Below are 25,136 nucleotides of genomic sequence, written 5' to 3'. Positions count from 1 at the left end.
GCGTGAAAAACGGCCGCCGACAAAGGATTTCAGGGAAATACCCAGGAAGCCCTAGCGACCATCGAAGTCGGTTTGGTAGCTAGCCTCCGCGGCAGCGACGCCAACGGGTGTCGCCGCTTTATTGTCGCCCCGGGCACGTCCCGACCGGCGGCAACGACCGATTGCCGCAAGGGGATCGCCGCAGCCGTGCCATGACGGCATCAATCGCCGGCGACCCCGGATGCATCAGTTTTGAACGACCGGGAAACCAGTTCCGATAAACGCCATGACGAATCCCGATTTGCGTCTGTACCAAGGCGACGACGAAGCTTTGCCGCCAAAGCCCGATTCGCTCGCCGGCCACGACGCCAGCCCTACCGAACGCCCCGACCATCCGACCGCGCTCCATGACGATTGCGAAATCGCGGTCGGTCAGACCGACATCGCACCAATCGACATCTCCGACGACGATCCGCCGCGTTTGTTGTCCGATGCCGACGTGCGGCGTCTGGAAAAGGAACTGGACCGCGTCAGCGGAACCGCGGAAGCCAAGACCGTTTCGGTGTCGGTCAAAACCCTGATGCCGCTATTGATGGACGCCGCGGAAAACGGTCGATCTTGGTTGCACGATTTCGCGGACGACCCGGTTCGTATCGACGCGGACCTGTACGACGTGCTATTAGCCTATCAACAGCTGTCCCGGCGGCGGGCTTCTTGAACTTTCAAGTGGGCAGCGTACCGCTCGCAATTTCAAACTGCAGGGAGACCAACATGCGATCGATCGCCGTGATCAATCAAAAGGGTGGCGTCGGCAAAACGACGACCTCGGTGAACCTGGCCGCCGCTTTGGCCGAAGCCGGACGCCGCGTCTGTGTTCTGGACCTGGATCCCCAGGCGCACGCATCGTTGCACCTGGGAATCACCACACTGGACGGCGAACCCAGCATGTACGAAGTGCTGTGCGGTGACATTTCCATCGACCAGGCGCGTCGCAACCTTTCGGACAAGCTTTCGATCGTGCCGGCCAACTTGGACTTGGCCGCATCGGAATTGGAATTAGCCAGCGAAGTCGGCCGGGAAATGATCCTGCGTGACAAGATGGACGCGGACGAAGAACCGTACGACTATTTCATCCTGGATTGCCCGCCCAGCCTTGGCGTGTTGACCGTCAACGCGTTGGTCGCCGTGGGGGAAGTCTTCTTGCCGCTGCAGCCACACTTTCTGGCGCTGCACGGGCTGAGCAAGTTGTTGCGGACGATCGAGGTGGTTTCGCGTCGGCTGAATTCACAACTGCGTCTGACCGGCGTGATGCTGTGCATGTACGATTCCAATACCCGCTTGGCCGCGGAAGTCAGCACCGACATCGACGAATTCTTTGCCGCCAACACCGGCTCGCGGCGTTTCTTCCAAGACGCCCAGTTCTTTGACACCCGCATCCGCCGCAATATCCGTCTTGCCGAAGCCCCCAGTTTCGGCCAGTCGATTTTTCAGTACAGCGGCGAAAGCAACGGTGCGGCGGACTATCGTGCCTTGGCCGAAGAAGTGCTGGCCCAAGAAGTCGCCGCGGAACAACCGCAACGCATGGCGGCCTGAGCGTTCCATTCATTGGTTTGCCGATGAAAGAACGGCTGGATTGGGCACCGCAAACTTCAGCGCGCGAAGATTCAAGCGGTGACCGCGGACACTCAGCGGTTCGCCGCCAATTCCAACAGACTCTCGCGGGGTGGACGCCTGTGGTCCCCCGCCTTGCCGCTAACGAATCGATTTCCGTCGACGACAAAACGCAGTTTCCGATCGGCCGATCGTCGAATGCCGATGCGTCGTGTGGTGATCACCCGCGATTCGATGATTCCTTGAATCCGATCGTCGCTCCAGACTCTCCAACTTGGGTCACTGACCACATCGACGCCGTCATCGCGCCGGTCCAGCGTCATGGCCTGACACAGCATGGCCGGCCCGCGGGTCAGTCGTCGCGGGTCATCGGTTCGACGCAACGTCTGCATCCTATCGCAGCCCCATACCGGTTCGATCGCACGAATCAAAACGGCGGCCCCAATCCCTTCGGGTTCGGTCACCAGATTCGAACAATGCTTGGCGTGGATCGGATAAACATAAAGCGAACCGGGCGGCCCAAACATGGCCGCGTTGGATGGCGTTCGACCACGCGCACTGTGGCTGGCGGCATCCCGGTGGCTCAAATACGCTTCGGTTTCGACGATCAGCCCGCCGATCCATTGACCGTCGCGGAACACCGCGTAACCACACCCCAACAACCCGCGGGCAACGTCCGCGGTGGCACGCGCATAGAATCGTCTTGGCAAAGACTGCTTTGTGTCGGGACTGGACATCCACGAATTCATTTGATGGCGACTCTTCCCTTGAACATGGCTCCACCGACCGACGATCGAACGTATCAGGCACGCTGGATTCTGCCGATCAGTCGGCCGCCTTTTCAAGACGGTTGGGTACGCGTTGCTGACGGATCGGTGATCGAAATCGGGTCGGGACGCCCATCACAGTCTGCGATCGATCTGGGTGATGCCGCCTTGATGCCCGGATTGGTCAACGCCCACACGCATCTGGAGTTTTCAGATCTGTCCGAACCCATTGGCATCGGCCCCGACGGGCGTTCCACCGTGCCCTTGTCCGCCTGGATCGCCTTAGTCACCCGTCGGCGTTTCGACGCGGATCTCAGCCAAAGATCCCGGGTCATGCAAACGGGTTTGCGTGAATCGATTGACGCCGGCGTCCGATTGATCGGCGACATCGTGACGCCGGACCCTGCAGGCACACCTGCCGAGACGACCAATCCGACATCCGGCCCGCCGTCGTCGATCGACACATCACCGGCGACAGTCATTCGATTTGCCGAAGTCATCGGGCTGTCATTGCCACGAATGGAAGAACGCTGGGCCGCAGCGAGCAACCTCATCGAAAACGACGCGAACGCGGGGCTCAGCCCCCATGCTCCGTACTCCATGCGTCGCGATGGCATCCGCCAAGTGATCGATCAAGCAAGGTCACTTTCGCGTCCGGTGGCCATGCACGTCGCGGAATCACCGGACGAAAGAGAACTGATCCGAAACGGTGGTGGGGCTTTCGCCGACGCCCTTCGCAGCATGGGGGTTTGGCAGGACGACGTCTTTCCCTGGTCCGACACGACCGTCGACGGTGACTATCGATCGCTCATTGAAAGGCTGACCCAAGCGCCGCGCGCGTTGTTGGTCCACGGAAACGACCTGACCGATCAAGAACTGGACACCGTCGCCGGTCATCCCGATTTATCGATCGTGTATTGCCCACGAACGCACGACTATTTTGGGTACGCCCCGCACCCCATGGATCGCTGTATCGCCAAAGGAATTCGTGTCGCGTTGGGAACCGATTCACGTGCCAGCAACCCGGACCTGGACCTTTGGTCCGAAGTCCGATTCTTGCTGAACCACCGACAAGACATTGCACCGGAGTGCGTTCTTCGCGCGGCAACCCTGTCCGGTGCGGATGCGTTGGGCAAGCCGATGTTTGGTCGCATCGAAGCCGGTTGTCACCCGGGCCTGGGCATGGTCGCGACGACCGCCAATGACCTCGACACACTGTTCCGGGACTTGGCCGTCGGCACGTATCAACCGGTGTTGTAGCCGGTCTGCAGCCCGTCGTTGGCGAACACCGTCTTGCCACCGTCAACCGGCAGACAAACGCCGGTGATGAAAGTGTTTTGACACAACATCATCGCCGCGTGGGCGACATCGTCCGGCGTTCCCACTCGTCCGACCAGCGTGCTGTCGACCAGAGATTGACGAACCTGATCGGACACATCGTCGGCCAGCAAAACCGGACCGGGAAGAATTGCGTTGACTCGAACGCGAGCATTACGTCGCCCAAGCTCGACCGCTAAAGATCGGGTCATCGTCTCGATCGCCCCTTTGCTGGGAAAATAGGCCGCATGGTCCAAGTACGGCCGACACGTCGCCCAGTCGCCGATGTTGATGATCGCACCGCCAGCGGTCTGTGCCGCCATCTGCAGCCCCGCCACTCGGGCGGATTCGAAGGTGCCGACACTGTTGATCTGGAAGTACCGCCGAACCTCGGCGGGCGTCACATTTTCCAACTTCGTGGGTGACCAAATCGCCGCGCTATTGATCAAGACATCGATGCGTCCCCAACGCGAAACCACGGCGTCAACCATTCGGCGCGGTACCGCGTCGTCTTCCAGTGATCCTTGGACGACGGCCGTTTCGACCCCGTGTTTGTCACTTAACTGATCAGCAGCTTCGGCTGCCTGATCGACACTTTGATTCGCGTGGATGGCGACGTGACAACCGCAGGACGCAAACCACGACGCGATCCCACGCCCGACACGGGGCGAACCGCTACCGGTCACCAGAACGACGGGGCTGTCCGTTTCGAAAACTGATTGCAATGAAATCATGAACCAGTGTGCTGTGCCGACAAGTCCGCGGCCCCCTGATCGTTCAACGCCAAATCACGGAACACGTCATCCAGCTTTCGTCGAATCAGTTTGCTCCACAAATCATACCCCTCATCGCTCAGGTGCAAGCGATCGTCATCAAAGAAACGCATCACCGGCTGGTTGTGGCGATCCAAGTAATGTTCGGCGGTTTCAATAAAATACGTGTCCGGTCGCGTCAAACAGATTTCGCGCAAGCGATCATTGACTTGCCGGATCTTCGCGTAAGCCGACCATCGTTTGGGCGTCGGCGTGATTTCGACAATGAATAACGGCTTGCCCGGCGAATGCTGTTGTGCAACATCCAAAATGGAATCGACCCAACCTTCGATTTCATCCACCGTCGCATCGTTGTCTCCGCCGGACACGTCGTTGGCGACAAACATCACGATGGCGCGGTAATCATGCGGGCGGATCAATCGTGTGGCGAAATGAGCCAAGTCCCGGAATCTGGCCCCCCCATAGCCACGACGAATCGGCAGGTACGGCGCCATGTCTTCGTCAATCGTGGCCCAGCGTCGGATGCTGCTGCTGCCGATAAACAAGATGGCACCGGGCGGATCGGATGACTGGGCATCCAAGTTTTCCAGCTTCGCAATGTCGTCTTCCCACTTGGCGATTTCCTTTGGAATTTCAACACGTTGCTTCGCGATTGCTGGATTGTCGGGGTCCACGTCATCGATCAACAGTCCTGGATCAGCGGACTCGACCGCTCGCTGGAGAACCGGTTGGTCCTGGGCCCAAAGGGACGGCGAATCAAATCCGAAAAAGCAGGCAAGAGCCGCAATAGCAACGGCGATTGTGGAACGCGTCATGTTGATTTCAGTCGTGAGGTGGGATGCATGGTGGGGCGCGCGGACGTGACGCGAATCGCCCCGACACTGCGGGTGCGATCCGCCATTGCACCGTCAAATTTAGTCGACCCCACGGTTCGCGTCATTGTGCCGCCGTACGTTTATTCCAACGACTGGCAGTGTGGACAAAAGTAAATCTTTCGCGACGCGATTGATTCCGTGGCAATCGCTCCGCCGCAGACGCCGCAGTGATCGCAGGCATAAACTCGGAAACGCTGGCGATCGTTCAACTTTGACAAGGGGCGATCCACTTCCGATCGTGTCACGCTGATGATCCGCCCATGCTTCAAGCCGACTTTCATCATCCGCAGCAACGCTTTCCAAATTCGCGTGAACTGCGTTGGGTCCAACTGGTTGCCGGGAACCGCGGGGTGCACCTTTGCTTCGAACAGTGCTTCGGCGCGAAAGATGTTACCAACGCCTGCCATGATGGATTGATCCAACAATAGCGTCGCGATCGGCTTGCCGCTTTCCCGGATCGTCGCCCATACGTCTTGGCGTCTTCCACCGGCCAGCGGATCGGGCCCCAGCCCACGAATGATCGTCCGGACTTCCTCCGGTCCGATCACGCGGCATTGGCTGGGACCGTTCAGATCGATGGTGCCTTGATCAAACACCATCCTCATGCGGACCTGCCCGCGGGGCGGCGGCGGTGGCAACGTGTCCAAACGAAAGGTGCCGTAGCGTCCCAAATGAACGTGTACGGTTTCTTCGCTTTCGAAATCGTAAAACAGATGCTTGCCGGCGGCGCGGACGTCGACCAACGTTTTCCCGTCCACACGTTTTGCGTCGTCGGCAAATCGTCCTTGCGGGCTGGACACCGCGATTGCTTTTCCGATCAACAGGTCGGCGTGCTGTCGTGCCAAATAGTGCGTCTTGTGACCCTCGGGCATTAAAACTGCTTCGACCTTCGATCCACAGAAACGAAATTGCAGGTCGCCCAAAACCAGCCATTGGGCTTGGCATGGGCGCATGAAAAAACCTCCGCCGAACGGATGGATCATCCGAAACGGCGGAGGCATTATTGCAACACCGGCTACCCTGAGATCACCCAGGTTTTAGACGTATGTCGGATCAAGCATCATCGATGGAAACGGATTCACGCATGTTCCGAGTTCCAAGTGCCCCCCAGACGCCGTACGGGCTGGGGTCACCGGGAAGTGACCGATTCGGATCACCTGAGTTCGCCGACACGGGGCCCTTGGTCTGATCCCCCGCATCAATGGTGTCGCTGATGAAGTGGACGGATCCATCGGCCATGACCACGTGACAACCACCGGGGTGGCGGCTGCCTGCGGTGTAAATTCCGAACGTGCCGGTTCCGTTGCCAAGGCAACTGGGTCCGTTGGGTGCCATCACGGTATTGAAGCCGCTGAAGTGCGGCAGCCCATCATTCCACTGCAAACCACGGGCGGTCCCCTGGTTCACACCACTACGTTGGACCGACGGCAGGTAAAACTGTGGACGTTGCGGGTCCACCACCTCATCACGACAGGTTTGCGGAATCGTCCGCGATGCCAAACCAGAGACACGAATGGCGGCCCCGGCGTTGACTTCGCGGATGCCGGCGTCGGTTGCAAATTCGGCGATCGCGATCACATTGCTGGTACCATCCAGCATGTCACGGAACTTGTGCCAGTAACGACAACGGAAAAAGCCGCGGTTCCGCTCATCGCCCCAACCACCGTGGGTCCCGCGAACCGCGTCGCCGACACAGCCGGCGTAATTCAAGCGGGCACGTTCGTTACCACGCTGTGCACCGGAGTCGGTGGGACAGCGATAGGTGCTGACCTGCGTCCGCCATGGTTCATAGTGACCAACCCAGGATCGCGGCCCCATCGCGGGCCAAATGTTGTTCGGCGGCGGGTTTCCACCAGGATTCGCATCTTGATACGGCTGTGAGATTTGATCCCACAGCGGTTGCTGTTCCATGAATGGCAACAACGTGACCGTCCACGACAATCGCAAAGCGTTGTGGGTCCAGTTTGCACCACCGGTGTGCCCGTTGCCAAACGTCGTGTTTTTCTTTCCGGATGTCCCGTGGGACATGCTGGGAAAACCTTTGAACGCAGAATGATAGTTGTGCAACGCAAGCCCGATTTGCTTGCAGTTATTGCTACAACTCATTCGACGAGCCGCCTCGCGTGCGGACTGCACCGCAGGCAACAGCAACCCGACCAAAACACCAATGATGGCGATGACCACCAAAAGTTCGACCAGCGTGAATCCGCCGGCTGACGCGTTTTTGGAACGCATAAGAAAACCTTTTGGATAAGGAAAAAAGGAGGCCGAATCGGCCGAAAACAAAAAACTCGCAGCACGCCGGCGACTCCGATGGAAAAGCGAAACAAGTTGCAAGACGCTGATGCACCCGTTGGGGAAACGCGAGCAGGTTCGCCGATCCACTTGGACGCTCGTCGCGACGTGGCGTCGATCAGTCCACAAAAAAACGGTCCCCGTTTGGGGACCGTTGTGGTGACTTAGCGTTCGCTGGGATCTTCCATCAGTGCTTCGTTTTCCATCTCTTCCTGATTGATCCTGGCCTCCTCCTCGGCCGTGGGTTCAGGCATCACTTGTGCCTCCGGTTCGCTGCAACCGACGGCAAACGCGGTCAGACAAGCTGCCGCACACAGACAGAAAAACTTCCGCATCAATCTAAACTCCGCTGAATAATTACGTTGCGGCCGGCACGATTCCGGGACCGCCAATGACCCACCGATGGACAGCGGTACCGACCACCGATCGGGCGGCTTAACCAAACCGCTAATCATCGAACCTAACGGCTACCGCAACCGCAAACAACGAAATCAGGGCAAGGACTCAAGATTTTTTGATGAAAACAGAATCAGCGACACAAAAACGACTTGCCAAACAGCCCGTCATTAATTCATACCGCCACCGCTAACGCTCAAAAATCACCCGCCTTGGATTCGTCGTTGGGCGAAGCGACGTCACAGCGTTGCCGGACAATCTTGAAATGGTGATCCATGTGGGCGGCGCAAACCCAGGCCAACCCGCGCACCGTCATCGGGCTACCCCCGACATTGCCCCGCTGGTCCCATGCCTTGGGCGCCAACCGTCGCAGTAGCAGTAGATTTGCTTGCCGCAAGTGGCCGAGTTCGGTGACCAGTTGCCCAAAATTTCCCAGGCCGAATCGAGCGTTGGCGTAGGCATCCTGGTCCCAGGACGGCAAGTCCGTGCGATCGCCCGCCGCGACCCGCAGCATCCGATCGCCAAAGATACGTTCGGCATCGACCAAGTGAGCAAACACTTGGCGGACCGTCCATCGATAAGGCGGATCGACGCTGTCCAAGCGATCGGTCGACAACACGCTGGCTAGTTCACACATCTCGTGCAGTTGTCCGGACATCAATTCCGTCACGCACTGGCCAGAAAACCCTTCGACCAAGTCGCGATGGGCTTGAAGATCCAGATCGCCGTCGATCGGACGCCCCGAAATCACCGGTCGTTGACGATGCATCGTGTTCATTTCTTTGGCCCGAAAATTCATCGATCAGCCATGGTGCTGGTAATAGAAACTGGCCCGTCACGGATCGGCCCGGATGATGGGCGCGTTCCCCGCGACCACGCCATTGCTGGCGTCTGATCCAATGCTTAGCGGCCGACCAAGTCCGCCAAGGCGACGGCCGACTGAGCCACGGCATCGATGTCGATCGTGTGGGGCCCATCAAAGGAATGCAATGTCGCCGTGACATCAGCACCGGCCAACATTTCATGCAATGCCTGGGCACCTTGGAAAGGCAGAATTGGATCCATGCGACCGTGCGACTGCAATACGCGACTTGCGTTCAGGCGGTCCAGGTGCTGGGTCCACTGCGGACGACAAATCAATGCCCCACTGAACTGTAGCAACAGTGGCGGTGGGCCGATGTCCGATCGCAGGGCGGTATCCATGGTCAGCATGGCTCCCTGGGAAAACCCGCCCAGCGCCCAAGGCCGACCCGCGTCGCTTTGGATCGATTCAAAAACCTCCGACAGCGTTTGGACCAGCGCGTCGCGTGCGTGATCGATTCCCGGCGGGATTTCGTCGTACAGTCCGTCCAGACTGGTCGCCCCGGCCAGTTGTTGCAGACGGGCCATGTTCAGTGGCCACCAAGCACGTCCGTCGGGCATCCCCATTTCGGCCAGCGTCAACGGGGCGGCCGGAAAGACAAACCGAAAATGCCCGCCGCGATCCCCCAACAAATTCAACCATTCCACGGAAAGCGAAGCCAAATCGTGCCCGGGGGCGCCATACCCATGACATAGCACGACCGGGATTGAAGGTTTCGGGCCACCATCCACAACGATGCAGTCCAGCGGCCCCAGCCGTTGCCGCGTCGGCTGGGGTGATGGAAACGTGGGGGCGATGGGTTCAGACGCGGAATCGTCAGCCGGTGAAGACACAGATCGATGCAGTTAAATCGTGTAGGGCGTGTGATGAAAGCCCCGCGATTTTAGCCACCCGAGGTCGACATGCCGAGTTGGCGCATCTTTCGGTACAGATTGGATCGGTGCAGCCCCAGCTTTTCCGCCGCAGCGGTCATGTTGCCTCCCACCGATTCGATGACCCCGTTGATGTGACGAATTTGGAAATCCCGCGTCGCTTCGGTCAGCCGATCCAGTTCGCCATTTCCGGCGTCCAACAGGCGGTTCATGCTGCTGCCGCCGCGGGAATTGATTTGACCGCCCCGTAACCCCAAATCGGGCAGTGAAATTTCGTCGCCGGTCGACAGATAGCACGCACGTTCCATCGCATTGCGAAGTTCACGAACGTTGCCAGGCCAACTGTATCGCAACATGCCGACCTTGGCGTCGTCGGCCAGCTTGAGGTCAACGCGGCCTGCTTCGTAGCGGAACTGTTTCAAAAAATGTTCCGCCAAGATCAGTACATCTTCGCCGCGGTCGACCAGTCGCGGCAGATTCATCGGAACCACGTTCAAGCGAAAGAACAAGTCCTCGCGGAAACGTTGATTGCGGATCAAATCCTCCAGCGGCTGATTGGTGGCCGCGATGACACGGACGTCAACGTGAATGGTTTGGGTGCCGCCGACGCGGACGATGACCTTTTCTTCCAACACCCGCAGCAACTTGGCCTGTCCGGCCAGCGACATGTCGCCGATTTCGTCCAGGAACAGGGTGCCGCCGCTGGCCGCTTCGAATTGACCGACTCGAGTCCGCCGGGCATCGGTGAACGCGCCTTCCTCGTGGCCGAACAATTCGCTTTCCAGCAACGATTCGACCAAAGCCGCACAATTGACCGCGATGAAGGGGCCTTCGCGACGTTCGCTTTGGAAGTGGATGTTTCGCGCCACCACTTCTTTACCGGTGCCGTTGTCGCCGCGGATCAGCACGGCCAAATCGCTTTGGGCGACTTTCGACGCATTTTCGCGGACCGCCCGAATCGTGGCATGCTGGCCGATCATCACCGAGGACGACGCGGCGTCTTTCAGCAACCGATCACGGCTTTTGGCCAACTTGGTTTTCACTCGCAGCGATGTGATGGCGACCGCGGCGTGAACCGCCAAATCGGTCAACAACGCCGCATCGGCGTCGGCAAAGGAATCGTGTTGGTGATTGATGACTTCGAAAACCCCCAGCACTTGGTCACGTTCACCGACCATTGGGACGGCCAACAACGAACGCGTTTGGAAGTTCAACGAAGCATCGATGTTGCGATTGACCCGGTTTTCCTTGTCCGACTTGTCGGTCCAGAAACACGGCTTTCGCGTCCGCAAGACTTCGCCCACGATGCCCGCGTTGTCGGGGACTTCCAAGGTTTGCCCGTCGATGCCCAAGGCGGGACGCCCGACCAATACGCCCCGTCGCCGATCCCACAGGAAAATGCTGGCCCGTTCGCAGTGCAGCAATTGACAGGCGGTGTCGGCGATGGCCTTCAGCAAGGCTTCGTCCGATTCGGACTGTTGCCAGCGGGCGGACGCCTCGAGGACCAGATTCTGTTGCTCGATTCGTCGCCGGTAATTCTGTGATGCCTCGACGTGAACCAGCACGCGATTCATCCAAACCGCGGCGTCACCGATCATGTCCTGTCGCGTCCGATCGATCGCGCCATGAATGACCAGGGCGGCGGACTGGCGGGCGGAATCGGGCCCTTCGGACAGCGGGACCACGCAAACATCATCGTCGACCGAGATCCGACCGGAATCCACGGCTTCGGAGACCTGGGTCAGGGGCAGGGTGTTGGCCAACGATCGCATCGAATCGGCGGAATCGCCGGTCGTTCCCGCGGTCGCGTCGACTTCCCAGCGTCCGTCGCGCCCGAGGACCAACGTGACGCTTTGGACCGCGAAAAAATCGCGAAATCCCGCCAGCACGTTCGAAACGTACCGCGACCGCGCGTCTTGCGTGTCGGGAATATCCAGCAGGGTACCCAAAAGGTCTGCTGCGCCTTCAGCATTCACAAGTGACATAGATCGGCCTGCACGATGGGGTTGGCCACCTTGGGGATGTCCGCCAGCGCCGTCGGTCCGCAACAATCGCGAGCGGTGAGCGGCAAAATCGCTGGCCGCCATGGGGGCAGAAGCCGGTGTGGCGATTCGATCACGCATAGCAATGAGGAGCCAAGAAAAGGGAGCCTGAGACGACCGAGGATGGCCTAGTCGCGACAAGGATTGATTCGATTGCAACAATCTGGACCGGTTTTCCGATTCGCTCGGATGGTCGAGACCGACATCGGATCGGTATGTTGTTGAACCACCGCGAGGCCCGATGAGGCCGAGATCCATCGAATTTTCAGTTTGCCGGGACGTTTAATTAATGCAATTTCAAGGGAAAAAAGGACTGATTCTGGGGGTAGCCAACGACCATTCGATCGCTTGGGCTATCGCAAAACGGATCATGCAGCAGGGCGGCGTTTGTGGATTTACCCACCTGCCCGATCGCCCCGATGACGACCGTCAGCGAAACCGACGTCGGGTCGCCCAGTTGACCGACCCGGAGGAGAACGCGGCTTTCCTGCTGCCGATGGACGCGACAAAGGACGAGGACATCCGCACAGTTTTCGACGAAACGAAGGAGCGGTTCGGCAAAATCGATTTCATGCTGCATTCGATCGCTTTCGCCGACCGCGACGACTTGGCACGTGACACGATCGACTCCAGTCGCGACGGCTTCAAACTGGCGATGGACGCCAGTGTATATACGTTGATTGCATGTGCCCGGGCGGCACGACCCTTGATGACCGAGGGCGGCGCCATTGCGACGATGACATACTACGGGGGTGAAAAATGCGTCCCCGGATACAACGTCATGGGTGTGTGCAAAGCCGCCTTGGACGCAACGGTCCGTTACCTGTGTTATGAACTAGGCCCCGACGGGATCCGCGTCAACGCATTGTCGGCCGGTCCGGTACGCACCTTGGCCGGTCGCGCCGCGGGTGTCGACGGAATGCTGCAGATGTACGAACAGATCGCGCCGATGGGCCGCAACATCACGCACGAAGAAGTCGGCCGTACCGGCGCTTTCCTGCTTAGCGATGACAGCGACGGCATCAGTGGTGACATCTTGCACCTGGACGGTGGATTCCATGCGATGGGAACGCCCGGACGATTGTTGTACCGCGTCAAGGAAATGCAGGATCAACTGGGCAATCAGCAATAGTGCCCATGCACCGGGTGACGCGGTGTTGCTCCGGTGCGACGACTTGTTTCATTGATTCGTATCGCCCGTTCGTTACCTTCTGACCCTCAAGAGTTTCACGACGATGGTTCGCACCGCAAGCACGATGTTGCCGCTGGGAACAGCGGCCCCCGACTTTACGTTGCCCGAATGTGACGGCGGCACGGTCAGCCTGTCTGATTTTGCCGACAGCAAGGCGTTGTTGGTTGTGTTCATGTGTAATCACTGCCCCTATGTCAAACACGTCGCCGATGGCTTGAAACAACTGGCCGACGACTACTTGGCCAAGGGCGTGGGCGTCGTCGCGATCAGCAGCAACGACGTGGAAGCACATCCGGACGATTCCCCCGAGGCGATGAAGGTGGAAAAAGCCAATCGTGGCTACGCATTCCCGTATGCTTACGACGCCGACCAGTCGGTCGCCAAGGCTTATGCGGCCGCCTGCACGCCTGACTTTTTCGTCTTCGATGCCGATCACAAGTTGGTCTATCGCGGACAGATGGATGACAGCCGGCCGGGATCCGACGTGCCGGTGACCGGACGTGACTTGCGAGCCGCCCTTGATGCGGTGCTTGCCGGCCAGCAACCCGATGCCAATCAAAAGGCTTCGCTGGGCTGTAACATCAAGTGGAAGTCCGGAGCCGCTCCGGACTATTTCAACCCACAGGGTTCGGCCTAGGGCCGCGGCATTCCACAGGATCGGTCCCCCATCGTTAGCCACGGCGGCCGAACGTCGACGCACCTTTGACGACGACTCGGTCGTCCGGCCCGATCTGATCCAATTTTCCTCTGCTGATCGACCGCGTTTTGTCCAGCCCCACGTCGACCTATCTGCACGAACTGACGCTGCGACTTGCCTTGGGTGCCGCAAACCTGGACGCGTCGCTGCGAAATCGTCATGGCGACTGGCTGGTTAGGCAACAGCAAAGCGATGGCGGGTTCGGCGGTCGCGAAGGTGAAAGCGATCCCTACTACACCGCATTCGCGGTTCGTTCCCTATGGATCCTGGGTCGTCTGGACGAAGCGATCGGATCACGTTGCGGGCAGTTTCTGCGCGGACGCTTGGCCGGTCGCGAAGGGATCGTGGATCTAATCTCGCTGATCTTCGCCGCGGCGGTGTTGGAACTAGGTTCCGGCGTGGTCGTCATCGACGACGATGATGACACATGGCGAAACAACGTCGATCAGTTGCTGTGTCAATTGCGGACCAGTGACGGCGGCTTCGCCAAGAGCCCCGAAGGCCGCGCCGGAAGCACGTATCAAACGTTCCTGTCCGTGCTCTGTTACCAACTGTTGCAGCGCCCGGTCCCCGAATCCGACCGGGTGATCGACTTCATCCATTCACAGCATCACCCCGACGGTGGCTTTCTGGAGATTCGCGCGGCGAAACGGGCCGGCGTGAACCCGACCGCTGCCGCGATCGGAACATTGAAGGCGTTGGACGCGCTGGAAGTCGCCGATCATGGGGACACGTTTGAATTCCTGTCCCAGCAACAATCCGACGAAGGTGGCCTGGCGGCCAATACCCGCATCCCGTTTGCAGATCTGCTGAGCACCTGCACGGGGTTGATCACGCTGATCGATTTGGGGCTGGATCCCGTCCGCGATCGGAACCTGATATCACTATCAAGAATCAACGCCTACGCATTGTCGATGCAGGCCGAAGGCGGTTTCCACGGTTTCGCTTTGGATCAAACCGCCGACGTTGAATACACGTTCTATGGTCTGGCCACGTTGTCGTTGGTCGCGATGACAGGGCTGGATTCCCAATCCGCCGAGGACCGGAATGTCCAGTGATCCCACAACGACGCGAACGACCTCCGAACTTGTCGTCCGCGATCTGTGCAAGAGCTATCCGACCCCCAGCGGTCCGCTGCATGTCTTGAAAGATCTGTCGATGCGGCTGGATGCTGGCCAGTCGGTTGCCGTCGTCGGGCCCAGTGGAAGCGGCAAAAGCACGCTGCTGCAAATCCTGGGCACGCTGGATCGTCCGGATTCAGGCGAATTCTTGATCGCCGGCCGCGCCCCCTTGGAATTGTCGCCGCGTCCTTTGGCGGCATTCCGAAATCAAAACATCGGGTTTGTCTTCCAAGACCACCACTTGTTGCCGCACCTGAACGTGATCGAAAACGTCTTGGTGCCGACGCTGGCGGCAGGGCGCGTCGACGATACGCGGCAAACCAAGGCGATCGAGTTGCTGGATGCGGTCGGGCTGGCCGATCGACGCGGACATTTGCCCGGGCAGCTGAGCGGTGGCGAACGCGAGCGAGTGGCGATCGCCCGCGCGTTGCTGATGGAACCGTCGTTGATTCTGGCCGATGAGCCCACCGGGAACCTGGATCGGCGGACTGCGGAAACCATCACCCGGCTTTTACTGGATCTTCAAAAAGCCAGTGGAGCCATTCTGGTGACCGTGACTCACAGCGAAAAACTGGCCGAATCGATGGACAGCCAGATGGAATTGGTCGACGGACGGCTGGTCAGCCTTTGAGCCGGCGTCACAATCGTCACAGGCCGAAAGTTCGCACGAACGAACGCGCGAGGCCCCCATCAATCCCCGACTACCCCGGTTGAGGTAAGTCGCGATGAATTAAGCTGCCGGACGATCCGCAGCCAGAGCGACACGGGGCGCGGCCGCTGCAGCCAAGAAAATGGGGTTTGAATAAATAGCGATGAGTAGTCGACGCAGACGTCGCCGCAGAAGCCGAAGTTCCGGTCTATTTCGTTGGCGCCGCTGGAAGAACCCGATCCGGTTCGACCCATCGGCTAGCGACTATCAGAAGGCCGCTTTCGAGATCGCTTTGGCCATCACGCTGGCACTGTTGGTGATTTTGAATCTGCCGTTCCAGCACGTCGCCGTGTTGACCGAAGGCCAGTACGACGCATCGACCATCGAGTTTCCGATCAATGTCAGCACGCTGGAACCACCATCCAAAGCGGGCTGGCCGTTCTCGTTCTATTCGGGTCACTCGTTCGGCGCCCAGTCGATCGGCAAATGGAACCTGTTGAAACTGGCCGCTGATTTCTTGGTGGGCGTCGCACTGATGGTCGCCGTGGGTTTGTATTTTTGGCCGCGACGTCAACACTTGCGACGCGCCAAACGATGGAAACGCAAAGCCGCCTATTCCGTGGCCACCGCAGCCGCGGCGATCGCCGTCTTTGCCTATTTCGCAGTGCTGCACGCCCACTATCTGTCCGATCAATCGGCCGCCAAGAAGTTGCGAGAGCGTGGGCAAGTGGTCCAGATGGCATTCTTGCCAAAGATCATCGCACCGATCACTCCCGACTTTCTGGCACGTTCCCGAATGCGGATCGTCCTGGCCAGTTTGGCCAAGCCGGATGACGACCTGCTGGACTTGGCTCTGCAGCAAAGTGAATTGCGTTCGCTGCGATTGTTCAGTGGCACCTATGACGAGGCCAAGCTTCGAAGGCTGCCGACGCTGCGTTACCTGCAGGACCTTTCGGTTCGCAAACACGGCATTGCACCGGAGACGCTGGAAACTTGGGCGAATTGTCGAATTCTTTCGCAGATCAATCTGGCCGACTGTCCAGTTAGCGACGATTCGCTGCGTCCGTTAAGCCAGATCGAACGCATCAGCCGCCTGTGCTTGCTGGGGACCGACACCACCTACGGCGGCATCGGCGACGTCAAATTGTTGCGTCGCCGCATACGTGAACTGATTTTGGAGTGCCCCGAATACGGCAGCGAGATCATTCAGGTCAGTGAATGGAGTAACCTGCGTCGCATCGCGCTTTTGCGGCGAAAAAGTGGCACCAATCCCGATGTGCTTTCGATGTCCGTGGCGGACTGTCCGACGTTGGAATCCATCATGGTTTCGCCTCGACAAAGGATCAGTTTTAGCGCCCGTGATCTAAGCGTTTTCCGTGGCGTGTACGCGGTCGATGACGTCGATTTGGGCCAGATCGTCCGATTCCGTGGCCCCAGCGGCCCGCCAGAGATCACGACCGCCGGATCCGACGGCAAACCATCACGACCGCTGGCCCCCTGGGTCGCCAACACATCGCTGTTCGACTGTGACGGACTGGAATCGCTGATCTTGGACGCAAAGTCGATCGGGATTTTCACGATCGAAAAGTGCAAGGATTTGAAATACCTGGTACTGCTTGGATCCAAAGCGGGCTTGAGTCGCGACGCGGATGTTCCGCCGATCGATCGTGATGTTCGGCAAAAATTGCTGCAATCGTTGGCCGAGTTCAAGGATCCCGAACAGGTCGCGCTGCCGGGCATGAAATTGGACGACGTCAAGTTGGAACCACTGACCTACAACGTCAACATCAAGCGACTGGATTTGACCGGCGCCCAAATCGATTTGGCCAGCATGCGAACACTGGAATCGATGATCGGGCTACAAGAGTTGAATCTGACCGATGTTCCGTTGACTCCGAAAACGTTTGCCTGGATCAATCACGCATTCGCCAGCTTGGTCCGACTGACGATCAGCCCCGAAGCGGCCAACGCCCTGGCGTTTTCCGATCACGAGCATTTGGCCGAGATCCGCATCGGAGATTTCCAATCCACGCCGACACAGATTTTGGGTTTGGTGCGTCTGCCTCGTTTCCGAACGCCGATGTTGTTGTCCGACCAGTCACGCGAAGTCCGTATCAAAGACGTTCCGGAGCTTGGCGGGCTGGGCATCCCGAACCAGTGCGAATGCGAAATCTCCGGTGTCAAAGGTTTGCAGTGGTTTGCCAGTGGCGGCACCAATTGCGATGACGCGGCGGTGTCCGAAGTGTTGCAAGCCGATCAGATGAAGCGACTGGCGATCATCCGTCCGGTAGCCGCGGGGGATTCGTTCGGCGGCATGAAGCAGATGAAACTGCTGCGTCAGGTCGACATCACGGGCTGTCCGCTGGGCGATGAATTTTTGAATTCGTGGGACGTTCCGGCATCGTTGAACACGCTGGTGCTGGACGAATGCCCGATCAGCGACGCCGCGATCCCCAACTTGTTGTCTTGCGGTCAATTGCAGGCCCTGGGACTGGCCAAGACCAATCTGTCGGAATCAATGCTTCAGGCACTGGGACGATTAGGACGTTTGAAAGCCCTAGGATTGAGCGGATTGGATCTGGACGGGATCGACGAAGCAGGGCGTCCCATCGGATCACCGGCATTGGAAAGCTTCGCGGGGCTGGAAGAGTTGCATTATCTGGACCTTAGCGAATGCCAATTGCCGTCCAACGCGATCGACGTATTGGCGAAGTATCCGGCGCTGCGGGTGGTCAATTTGCGAGGTTGCGGTTTGTCCGCCGAAGCCTTGCAATCACTGCGTCTAGCCAAGCCGGACCTGCTGCTGGACGACGCATTGGAATCGCACGACTTTTTGCGATTGCTGCATCGTCCCGATGATCGCGACGATTCGATGCCCGGATATTCCATGCCCGATTTGGACCGATCCCAGTTTCCCGCGCGGGATGCCGCGGATCGTGACGACAGCTGATGCCAGATTCTGATGACACCCCACGGTCCGATCCGCCCGAAACCACACCGGCGTCCCCATCCAGCATCATTCGGCTGGACGACGTGCTGAAACGCAGCGGATTGGTCGGCACCGGTGGCGAAGCGAAACAGTTGATCCAATCGGGCGATGTTACGGTCAACGGCGAAGTGGAAACACGTCGACGTAAACAGTTGTCGATCGGTGATGTCATCGAATTCTTTGACCAACGCATTGTCGTCACGCCACTGGAAGACATGTGAACGCCTCGTCTGCATGCCCCCATCTGGGAAACTGTGCCGATTGAGAACGACTTTTCACTCGCGCACCCGGATCGTGGTTTCAGATTTTCGATTGTTAGAAAAGGTAGCCACCCGCGTCGGTCGATTGCTTGAACGTAGGTGATTGGACCCAACCCACCCCTCGAACGGAATCGATGCGGTATGAAAACCCAGTTCTCCGCCAAAGCCGCCGTCTTGACGCAACGATTCGGACGGATCGGATTGACCCGCCGAACAGCGCGTGTCTTGTTGCCGCTGACGCTGATCGTGCTGGGTGCGTCCACCGCGTCGGCGGACTGGCACAGTTTCTGGCACAGTTTCCACATCAAGTATGCCCGCAACCGTGCCTGGCCTGAACCGTTCACGGAAGTCGACGCGGCACAGACGATGGCACCGTTTGAGGTGATGAAACACAACGGTTGGCGGGCCCACAATACGATCGGACACGACCTGTTCCGGCGGGGTGATGGTGCGTTGTTGGCCGCCGGACGCGAACGGATCAAGTGGATCGCCACCCAGGCCCCTGAACAACGCCGCGCGGTGTACGTCTTGCAGGGCGAAAACGATCAAGAAACGCAAGCCCGCGTGACTTCGGTCCACGACATGTTGGAGCGTTTGCACTTCAACGGTGCACCGCCACGAGTCATGGTGACGCACATCGAACCGCCGTCCGCTCCCGGACCTTGGGCGGAAAAGATTCACCGCGAATGGCTCAATCGCTTGCCCGCACCTGTCCTGCCGTCGACGACCGCGGCGGGAACATCGGGCATCACCACGGCCTCCGGTGCAAGTGGTGGTTCATCCGGCCCGTGATCGCGTGACGGATTCAACCAAGACGTCTTGATCTGACGAACATGGCCGCGGCCGCGTTTCCCAAGTTTGGTAACGCGGCCGCGGCCTTTTTTTGGTTTGTGTGAATGTTTCACGCGGTGCGTCCGCCGATGCTGCGTTTCCTCGGCCGGCCCCACCGGGTGACGGCTCGGAACACTCGTGCTGGCGGTGGACGCGCAGGCGGCGTGATCAAACCGCAGGAAATTTCTCACGCGTCTTGGCACAAAGAACCCGTTCAGGCTGAAGAATCATTCTGATTGCGTCGATTCCTACCAACGGTACAAATCGCGCCACGTTATCCAGGATTGGCAGCGTTCGCGGTGACGCGTCGCCCGGGGAATCGAATTCGCATGAAGAAGACTATTGCAACCAAACGCAGCACCGGCGTTCGCCGTGCGTGGCTGGCCTGTCTGTTGGCTTGTGGCACCGTGGCAAGCACCGGGTGTTCGACCGGCGGCATGTCGCTGGCATCGATGAACCCGTTTTCGCGAAAAGACACCACCGGTGCACCGCCGGTCGGATTCGACGGCAGCGAAGCGATTGCCAAGAAAGACGACAAGAACGTCTTTTCGACGGTCAGTTCATCTACACGGGATGCGTTGAGCAAGACCGGACAATCGATCACCGGTGTGTTCACCCGCAAACAGGCCGAAGTCAACGGCGAAAAGATTGCCGAAGACGATCCGCTTAGCCTGACCAACGAGCCGGACGACATCAGTTCGGAAGTCTATGTGGCCAACGGTCAACTTTGGGAATCGACCGGAAATTTCCAGCGGGCGATGGAAGCGTACGACCGAGCCCTGGAAACCGATCCCAAGGATGCGGCGGCTCTGGCCAGCGTTGCCCGACTGCATTTCCGGCAAAACAACCACACCGAAGCGGCCAAACACTTCCATCAAGCGATCCAACAGAACCCCAAGGACGCGGGTCTGTACAACGACTTGGGGCTGACCCTTAGCCGGTTGGGCCAACACGGTCCTGCGGTCCAAACGCTGCAACAAGCTTTGAATTTGGCACCGGGAACGTCGCGATACGTGAACAATCTGGCCAGCGTCCAATTTGAATCGGGCGATGCCGCCGCCGCCATGAAGACGTTGGCGGAGGCCAATCAACCGGCGGTGGCCCACTTCAACATGGCGTACCTGTTCTATCGCAAGGGGCAGGTTCCCCAAGCGACCCAACAGTTGAATCTGGCGCTGAAGTACGAGGCGGATCAGTCGGCCGACCCGTCCACACGCAAGGCCGTCGAGCGTTCCAAGGAAATGCTGGCCCAGATCCAGCGTGGAACAACGCCCGGCAACACCCCCGCACAGCCGGGACAGCCCGGACAGCCGTCTTGGCCGGGAGCCAGCGATCCGGAAACGCGTATTGCCGCGGCACCCACGACGCCAACGGCGAGCGCACCCGCGACAGCTGCCCAGACAGTTTCCGCGCCCAAAACCGACGCGACAGGCCAATTGCCCACGTACCGGATTTCGCCCTACGGCGTGACGACGGTCCCGGCCTCGGCCACCACGCCATCGCCGCAGCCAGCGGCCACCCAGACGGCACCGGCACAAGCGGCACCGGCACAAACGCCGCCAACTCCGGCCGCACCTGCCGCGAACACACAGGCTCAGCCGGCCGCATCGCAACCGTCGCCCGCCACCGGTGGGACCGAAGGCGGATTTGCTTTGCCACCGAGCTGACCGACTGCTGTTGGGTCGGTCCAAATCAGGCTACTCGGTCGCCAGGATTTCGCCCTGGCTGCCCGTCACACGGACGTCAATCTTCGCTTCGGCGGCGACGTCATGGACCAGCGTGACCAGCTTGGCAACGCGGTCACCCAAGTCACTGATCCGCTGCGACGCCTGCTTGACGGTGTCGCGTCGTTGCCGGATCTCCGCCCGCTGGCTGCCCGATAGCGACGACATTTCGATGCGATCAATCTGGGCCAAAAACCGGTCCAGCTGCACCGCTTGGCTGGCCACCGTCGCGGCATAGGCTTCCATCTGGCCGGTGGTCACTTCCAGCCACGGCGTCATCGGCCCCAGCCGGACCGCGTACCGTGTCCGCACGCTCATCTTGCTGCCGGTTCGGACATCCAGCCTGACCGCCAGCACGGGAAAACCGAACCCGGCGGCCGGCAGAACTTCGGCGTCGCTGGGGAACAAAGCCACCACACCGCGGCAGCGGCGGGGCGACGCGTCCGCGATGGGCATCACCCAATGCGGGTTGACCGAATCGGGGGTTCGCACTTGGATTTCCAGCGTGGTTTCACGATCCAGATCCGCGGTGGAAATGGCAAAGGCATGCGTTTGGTCGGTCGAATCCAGCACGACGGCGATCGGATCGACGGGTTCGGCATCGCCCCCGGTCGCGGCGACGGGCGGATCGTCTGGCATATCATCGCCGCCGTCGACACCGGATTCTTCATCCCAGTCCGGCGGCAATGCCGTGGGATCGGCGACCGAATCCCCCATCGCTTGCCCCAAGTTTCCCGGATCGGGCAACGCGTCGCCGCTGGACGACAGGTTGGGACCGGTCAACAGTGGATCGTTCAGCCCCATCGTGTCAGCCGGATCCGGCGTTTCTGCGGTGGCGTCGCCTTCGGTCGCTGGCGTGGAGCTCAATACGGGCGGCGTTAGATCCAATCCCGGAATCGGGCCGCCGGCCAACAATTGCCCGGTCAAGTCGTCATCGTCAACGGGCAAGTCGGCCGAGTCCAAGGTTCGTGGGACGGCCGCAGGTTCGTCAAAGGATTCCACCAGCTCCATCGATTCCTGCGGGGCCGGCCCAGGGTCGGTCGAATCGATCGCGTCGGTCGAAACCCGGGCATCGGCCGGTTGCGTTTGGGAATCCGACGCTGGCGATGCGGGTCGTGTGGCGACGTAGCCGACACCGGCGATCACCAGCGTCGCCGCCGCAGCAGCCCCCCACATCCCGGCGGACGATTTTCGCCGTCGTCCAGGCGAATCACCGTCCGTGACATCGGCCGTCGGGGTCGTATCGTCGCCGGACTCCGTGACCGTCCAGGGCAGGGCGTTGTCGGTACCGGACGGAGCTTCGTCACTGGCATCCGACGCGTCGTCGTCAGGCTGAAAAGCATCGCCAGCCGTCTTGGTGTCTGACGACGAGCGCTCCGCCGATCCGGCCGTCGAGATCGATTTCGCATGCACCGCCGAGTCCGCCACGCCCAAAGAATCGGCGAGTTGTCGCAACCACAATTCGGAATCCGCGGCATCCCGCGGACGCTGTGAGTCCGTCGGACCATCCGGGGCGGCTGAGCCATGCAGCCGGCCGTCGCGTCCGATCGCCAAGTGGTCCCAAGCTTCTTTACCCGGCGGATGAATCGTGAAAACGGGGTCCGATCGGTCGCGATCGGCCAGATCGCATACCCACCGCTGAGCGACCGCTGCCGGCGGCGGCCCGAGCCGATCGATGGTCTGACGCAGAGTTTCGCGGGCACCGTTTTTTGCGGGGCGGAGCGGATCTGAACGGGTCATCAAGCAGCTTGTTTCCAGGCGGTATTTCAGACGAGCCGCACTTCGCCCCGGCGGCAGGCGGTAACGATTTTAACGGCGGGCGACAAGAGCGATTGGCAGGACCGGAAAACTTTTCCCACCCGGATCTCGCGGAATAACCGAATCTCGGGGTCAGTTCGTGCCGATAAGTCCGCCTGAAGCGATTATTCGGCAACCGCCGCGACGTGCACCCACAGGACGTGGGTCTGTGCCCGGCGTCCCTGTCGTCAGTCGTATGGAAAAGCCTTCCGGATTTCGGGGGCTTCGCCAAGGGGGGGAAACATTCGTGACGACCTGTGTCACGTGAGCATCGCTGAACGGATTCGGCGACGCCCGCGTGGCCGGTGCATGCTGCGACGTGATTCTCTGCTGGGCGAAGACGTGACCGGGCGCACATTTGTGGCGGCGGTGGCCGCGGAGACGTTTGCGATGCAACGAATGACTCAACAGAAACGATTAAACAGAGTGGCGAAGCCGAAACGGATTCGTCGTTGGTTGGGCGGCGGGATCATGGCGGTCATCGCCGTGGCTTGCTTTAGCACCGCAACGGCGTCACATCCGTCCGACCCGTCATCCGAAGTGGACTTCTTGGGCAGCGGATTCGCCAGCCCGGCCGGCTTGATGATGGCCCCTGGTGCTCCCAGCGGTGTCATGACGGCGGGAGGCATGCAACCGATGGGCCCAGCGGGTGTCCGCCAAGTCGGACTGCTGCAGGGCGGCCCCGGCTGGTTGAACTCCGGCTGCGATTCCTGTGATTCCATGGGATGCCAAAGCTGTGCCGGCGGCCCGATGATGGGCTGTGGCATGTGCGGCGGCGGCGGTTGCGGTGCCTGTGGCGGCGGCATGGGGTGTGGCCCCATGGGTTGCGGCCCGATGGGCGGCGGCTGTGGCATGTGCGGCGGTGCGGGCTGTGGTGCCTGCGGCGGCGGGGCATGCGGACCGGGCGGCTTGATGGGCAATATCCCCCGCTGCAACACCAGCACTTGGGACGCCCTTCGGTACCACTTGGGAACATTCAATCCGGCCGCGGTCGTGGCTTGGATGGCGCCCTACACCGACGGCGGTTGCTGTTCACAACGCTGGTACGACGTGTCGGTCGAAGCCCTGTTCTTGGGACGCAACACCAGCGGGCTTGGCAACGGCGGCGTGATCACGCGGCAAGGTGCCGGCCTGGGCGGACCCGCCGTATTGACCACCGACGACCTGGATGGTGGCGACCTGGAAGCCGGCATTCGCATCAGCGGTGCCTGGATCTTTGGTCCCGGCGGTAACCTGGAACTGACCTACATGGGCGGCCAAGAATGGGGCAGCTACGCACAGGTCAACGGGACCGACTTGTACAGCTACATCACCGATTTCGGCACCGACCCGCCGGGCGGTCTGGACGATGTCGACCGATCGACCATGCAGGCGGCTTCGTCGTGGGGCGATTTCCACAGCGGTGAATTCAACTACCGTCGTCGCACCGTCGGACCCTACTGTCGCTTCCAAGGATCGTGGCTGTTCGGGCTTCGCTACCTGCGATACGACAACGGTCTGGGCATCAACACGCTGAACGCGACCGCGTCGCCCAACGACTTCTTCAACGGCAGCGACGCCGTGAAGAACAACCTGTTCGGAGCTCAAATCGGCGGCGACCTGTGGTGGATGGTCATGCCGGGCATCAGCCTGGGCATCGAAAACAAGTTTGCCTGGATGAAGAACGACATCGATTCGCAACTGACTGTCAGCTCCAATTCGCTGAACAACGGTGGTGCGGGCACCCAATCGTTCGCTCGCAGCGTCGACAAGGGCACCCTGGCGTACGAATTCCAGACCAAGTTGGTCTATCGATTCAGCCACAGTTGGTCCTTCCGGTCGGCTTACTACTTGATCGCGATCGATGACGTCGGCCGGGCATCGCTGGACGGCGACTACCTGCAGAACTTCGCCGTCACGCCCATCGCCAGCGGCGTGGACCCCGGCGTGGATATCGGTTCGGTGGTCGTCCAGGGCTTCTCGTTCGGTACCGAATACATCTGGTAGCAACGGGAATCCGCCCGACGCTCCCCGACGTCGGCGAACCGCCAACACCAATCGACGACGCGGCCGCGGGTTTTCCCGTCGCCGCGTCTTTTTTATTGCCA

Annotated in this window: 22 protein-coding genes; 12 read left to right on the top strand and 10 right to left on the bottom strand. The window is 60.0% G+C overall.

Annotation, left to right across the window (positions count from 1 at the left end; all coding sequences use genetic code 11):
- Positions 1–265: 265 nt before the first annotated feature.
- Entirely contained in the window at positions 266–697 is a 432-nt protein-coding gene (locus tag HFP54_RS25540; protein WP_197138142.1) for a hypothetical protein, read from the top strand.
- Positions 698–750: 53 nt separating this feature from the next.
- Positions 751–1,572, top strand: coding sequence for a ParA family protein (locus HFP54_RS08990; RefSeq protein ID WP_146415517.1), 822 nt, complete (start codon positions 751–753; stop codon positions 1,570–1,572).
- A 92-nt stretch (positions 1,573–1,664) separates the two neighbouring features.
- Here the strand turns inward: HFP54_RS08990 and HFP54_RS08985 are convergent, their stop codons facing one another.
- Positions 1,665–2,327, bottom strand: coding sequence for a DNA-3-methyladenine glycosylase (locus HFP54_RS08985; protein ID WP_235951507.1), 663 nt, complete (start codon positions 2,325–2,327; stop codon positions 1,665–1,667).
- A 15-nt stretch (positions 2,328–2,342) separates the two neighbouring features.
- Here HFP54_RS08985 and HFP54_RS08980 point away from each other — a divergent pair, with 15 nt between their 5' ends.
- Positions 2,343–3,617 (top strand): amidohydrolase family protein, encoded by a 1,275-nt coding sequence (locus HFP54_RS08980; protein WP_168564874.1) that lies wholly within the window; start codon positions 2,343–2,345, stop codon positions 3,615–3,617.
- Here HFP54_RS08980 and HFP54_RS08975 read toward each other — a convergent pair.
- From HFP54_RS08975 to HFP54_RS08940, 8 genes are all read right to left on the bottom strand, one after another.
- On the bottom strand, positions 3,602–4,408 hold the full coding sequence (locus tag HFP54_RS08975) for an SDR family NAD(P)-dependent oxidoreductase (protein WP_168564873.1): 807 nt from the start codon (positions 4,406–4,408) through the stop codon (positions 3,602–3,604). The genes HFP54_RS08980 and HFP54_RS08975 overlap by 16 nt on opposite strands.
- Complete coding sequence (locus HFP54_RS08970) at positions 4,405–5,262, bottom strand: GDSL-type esterase/lipase family protein (protein ID WP_168564872.1); 858 nt, start codon at positions 5,260–5,262, stop codon at positions 4,405–4,407. Before HFP54_RS08970 ends, HFP54_RS08975 begins: the two co-directional genes overlap by 4 nt.
- A 140-nt stretch (positions 5,263–5,402) precedes the next feature.
- Entirely contained in the window at positions 5,403–6,275 is an 873-nt protein-coding gene (locus HFP54_RS08965; RefSeq protein ID WP_235951505.1) for an Fpg/Nei family DNA glycosylase, read from the bottom strand.
- 100 nt (positions 6,276–6,375) lie between these two features.
- Complete coding sequence (locus HFP54_RS08960) at positions 6,376–7,557, bottom strand: DUF1559 domain-containing protein (protein ID WP_146415523.1); 1,182 nt, start codon at positions 7,555–7,557, stop codon at positions 6,376–6,378.
- 224 nt (positions 7,558–7,781) lie between these two features.
- Positions 7,782–7,952, bottom strand: coding sequence for a hypothetical protein (locus tag HFP54_RS08955; RefSeq protein ID WP_165701066.1), 171 nt, complete (start codon positions 7,950–7,952; stop codon positions 7,782–7,784).
- Positions 7,953–8,209: 257 nt separating this feature from the next.
- Positions 8,210–8,782 (bottom strand): DinB family protein, encoded by a 573-nt coding sequence (locus tag HFP54_RS08950; protein WP_235951503.1) that lies wholly within the window; start codon positions 8,780–8,782, stop codon positions 8,210–8,212.
- Between the two features lie 134 nt (positions 8,783–8,916).
- Positions 8,917–9,708: an alpha/beta hydrolase gene (locus HFP54_RS08945; RefSeq protein WP_197138147.1), complete on the bottom strand. Its 792-nt coding sequence runs from the start codon at positions 9,706–9,708 to the stop codon at positions 8,917–8,919.
- A 50-nt stretch (positions 9,709–9,758) separates the two neighbouring features.
- Positions 9,759–11,732 (bottom strand): sigma-54-dependent Fis family transcriptional regulator, encoded by a 1,974-nt coding sequence (locus tag HFP54_RS08940; RefSeq protein WP_235951501.1) that lies wholly within the window; start codon positions 11,730–11,732, stop codon positions 9,759–9,761.
- A gap of 346 nt (positions 11,733–12,078) precedes the next feature.
- Here HFP54_RS08940 and HFP54_RS08935 point away from each other — a divergent pair, with 346 nt between their 5' ends.
- From HFP54_RS08935 to HFP54_RS08900, 8 genes are all read left to right on the top strand, one after another.
- Positions 12,079–12,921 carry an enoyl-ACP reductase FabI gene (locus HFP54_RS08935; RefSeq protein ID WP_146415525.1) on the top strand — a complete coding sequence of 281 codons (843 nt, stop codon included), beginning with the start codon at positions 12,079–12,081 and terminating at the stop codon, positions 12,919–12,921.
- 103 nt (positions 12,922–13,024) lie between these two features.
- The gene (locus HFP54_RS08930) at positions 13,025–13,618 is read left to right on the top strand and encodes a thioredoxin family protein (protein ID WP_168564870.1); all 594 of its coding nucleotides are present in this window, start codon (positions 13,025–13,027) and stop codon (positions 13,616–13,618) included.
- Between the two features lie 128 nt (positions 13,619–13,746).
- Positions 13,747–14,736 (top strand): prenyltransferase/squalene oxidase repeat-containing protein, encoded by a 990-nt coding sequence (locus HFP54_RS08925; RefSeq protein WP_146415527.1) that lies wholly within the window; start codon positions 13,747–13,749, stop codon positions 14,734–14,736.
- Positions 14,726–15,430 carry an ABC transporter ATP-binding protein gene (locus tag HFP54_RS08920; protein WP_146415528.1) on the top strand — a complete coding sequence of 235 codons (705 nt, stop codon included), beginning with the start codon at positions 14,726–14,728 and terminating at the stop codon, positions 15,428–15,430. Before HFP54_RS08925 ends, HFP54_RS08920 begins: the two co-directional genes overlap by 11 nt.
- A gap of 181 nt (positions 15,431–15,611) precedes the next feature.
- Entirely contained in the window at positions 15,612–18,398 is a 2,787-nt protein-coding gene (locus HFP54_RS08915) for a leucine-rich repeat domain-containing protein (protein ID WP_168564869.1), read from the top strand.
- Positions 18,398–18,658: an RNA-binding S4 domain-containing protein gene (locus tag HFP54_RS08910; RefSeq protein WP_146415530.1), complete on the top strand. Its 261-nt coding sequence runs from the start codon at positions 18,398–18,400 to the stop codon at positions 18,656–18,658. Before HFP54_RS08915 ends, HFP54_RS08910 begins: the two co-directional genes overlap by 1 nt.
- A gap of 180 nt (positions 18,659–18,838) precedes the next feature.
- Entirely contained in the window at positions 18,839–19,489 is a 651-nt protein-coding gene (locus tag HFP54_RS08905) for a hypothetical protein (protein WP_197138151.1), read from the top strand.
- 368 nt (positions 19,490–19,857) lie between these two features.
- Positions 19,858–21,195 carry a tetratricopeptide repeat protein gene (locus HFP54_RS08900; RefSeq protein ID WP_168564868.1) on the top strand — a complete coding sequence of 446 codons (1,338 nt, stop codon included), beginning with the start codon at positions 19,858–19,860 and terminating at the stop codon, positions 21,193–21,195.
- 30 nt (positions 21,196–21,225) lie between these two features.
- On the opposite strand, the gene HFP54_RS08895 is transcribed toward HFP54_RS08900, so the two are convergent.
- Complete coding sequence (locus tag HFP54_RS08895; protein ID WP_168564867.1) at positions 21,226–22,992, bottom strand: hypothetical protein; 1,767 nt, start codon at positions 22,990–22,992, stop codon at positions 21,226–21,228.
- Positions 22,993–23,313: 321 nt separating this feature from the next.
- On the opposite strand from HFP54_RS08895, the gene HFP54_RS26155 reads away from it, so the two are divergent.
- Positions 23,314–25,035 (top strand): BBP7 family outer membrane beta-barrel protein, encoded by a 1,722-nt coding sequence (locus tag HFP54_RS26155; protein ID WP_168564866.1) that lies wholly within the window; start codon positions 23,314–23,316, stop codon positions 25,033–25,035.
- Positions 25,036–25,136 lie beyond the last annotated feature (101 nt).

Origin of the sequence: Crateriforma spongiae (genome assembly GCF_012290005.1) — a bacterium.
Lineage (GTDB): Bacteria > Planctomycetota > Planctomycetia > Pirellulales > Pirellulaceae > Crateriforma > Crateriforma spongiae.
The sequence above is the reverse complement of the archived record's forward strand: the minus strand, read 5'-3'. Positions and strand labels throughout refer to the sequence as shown.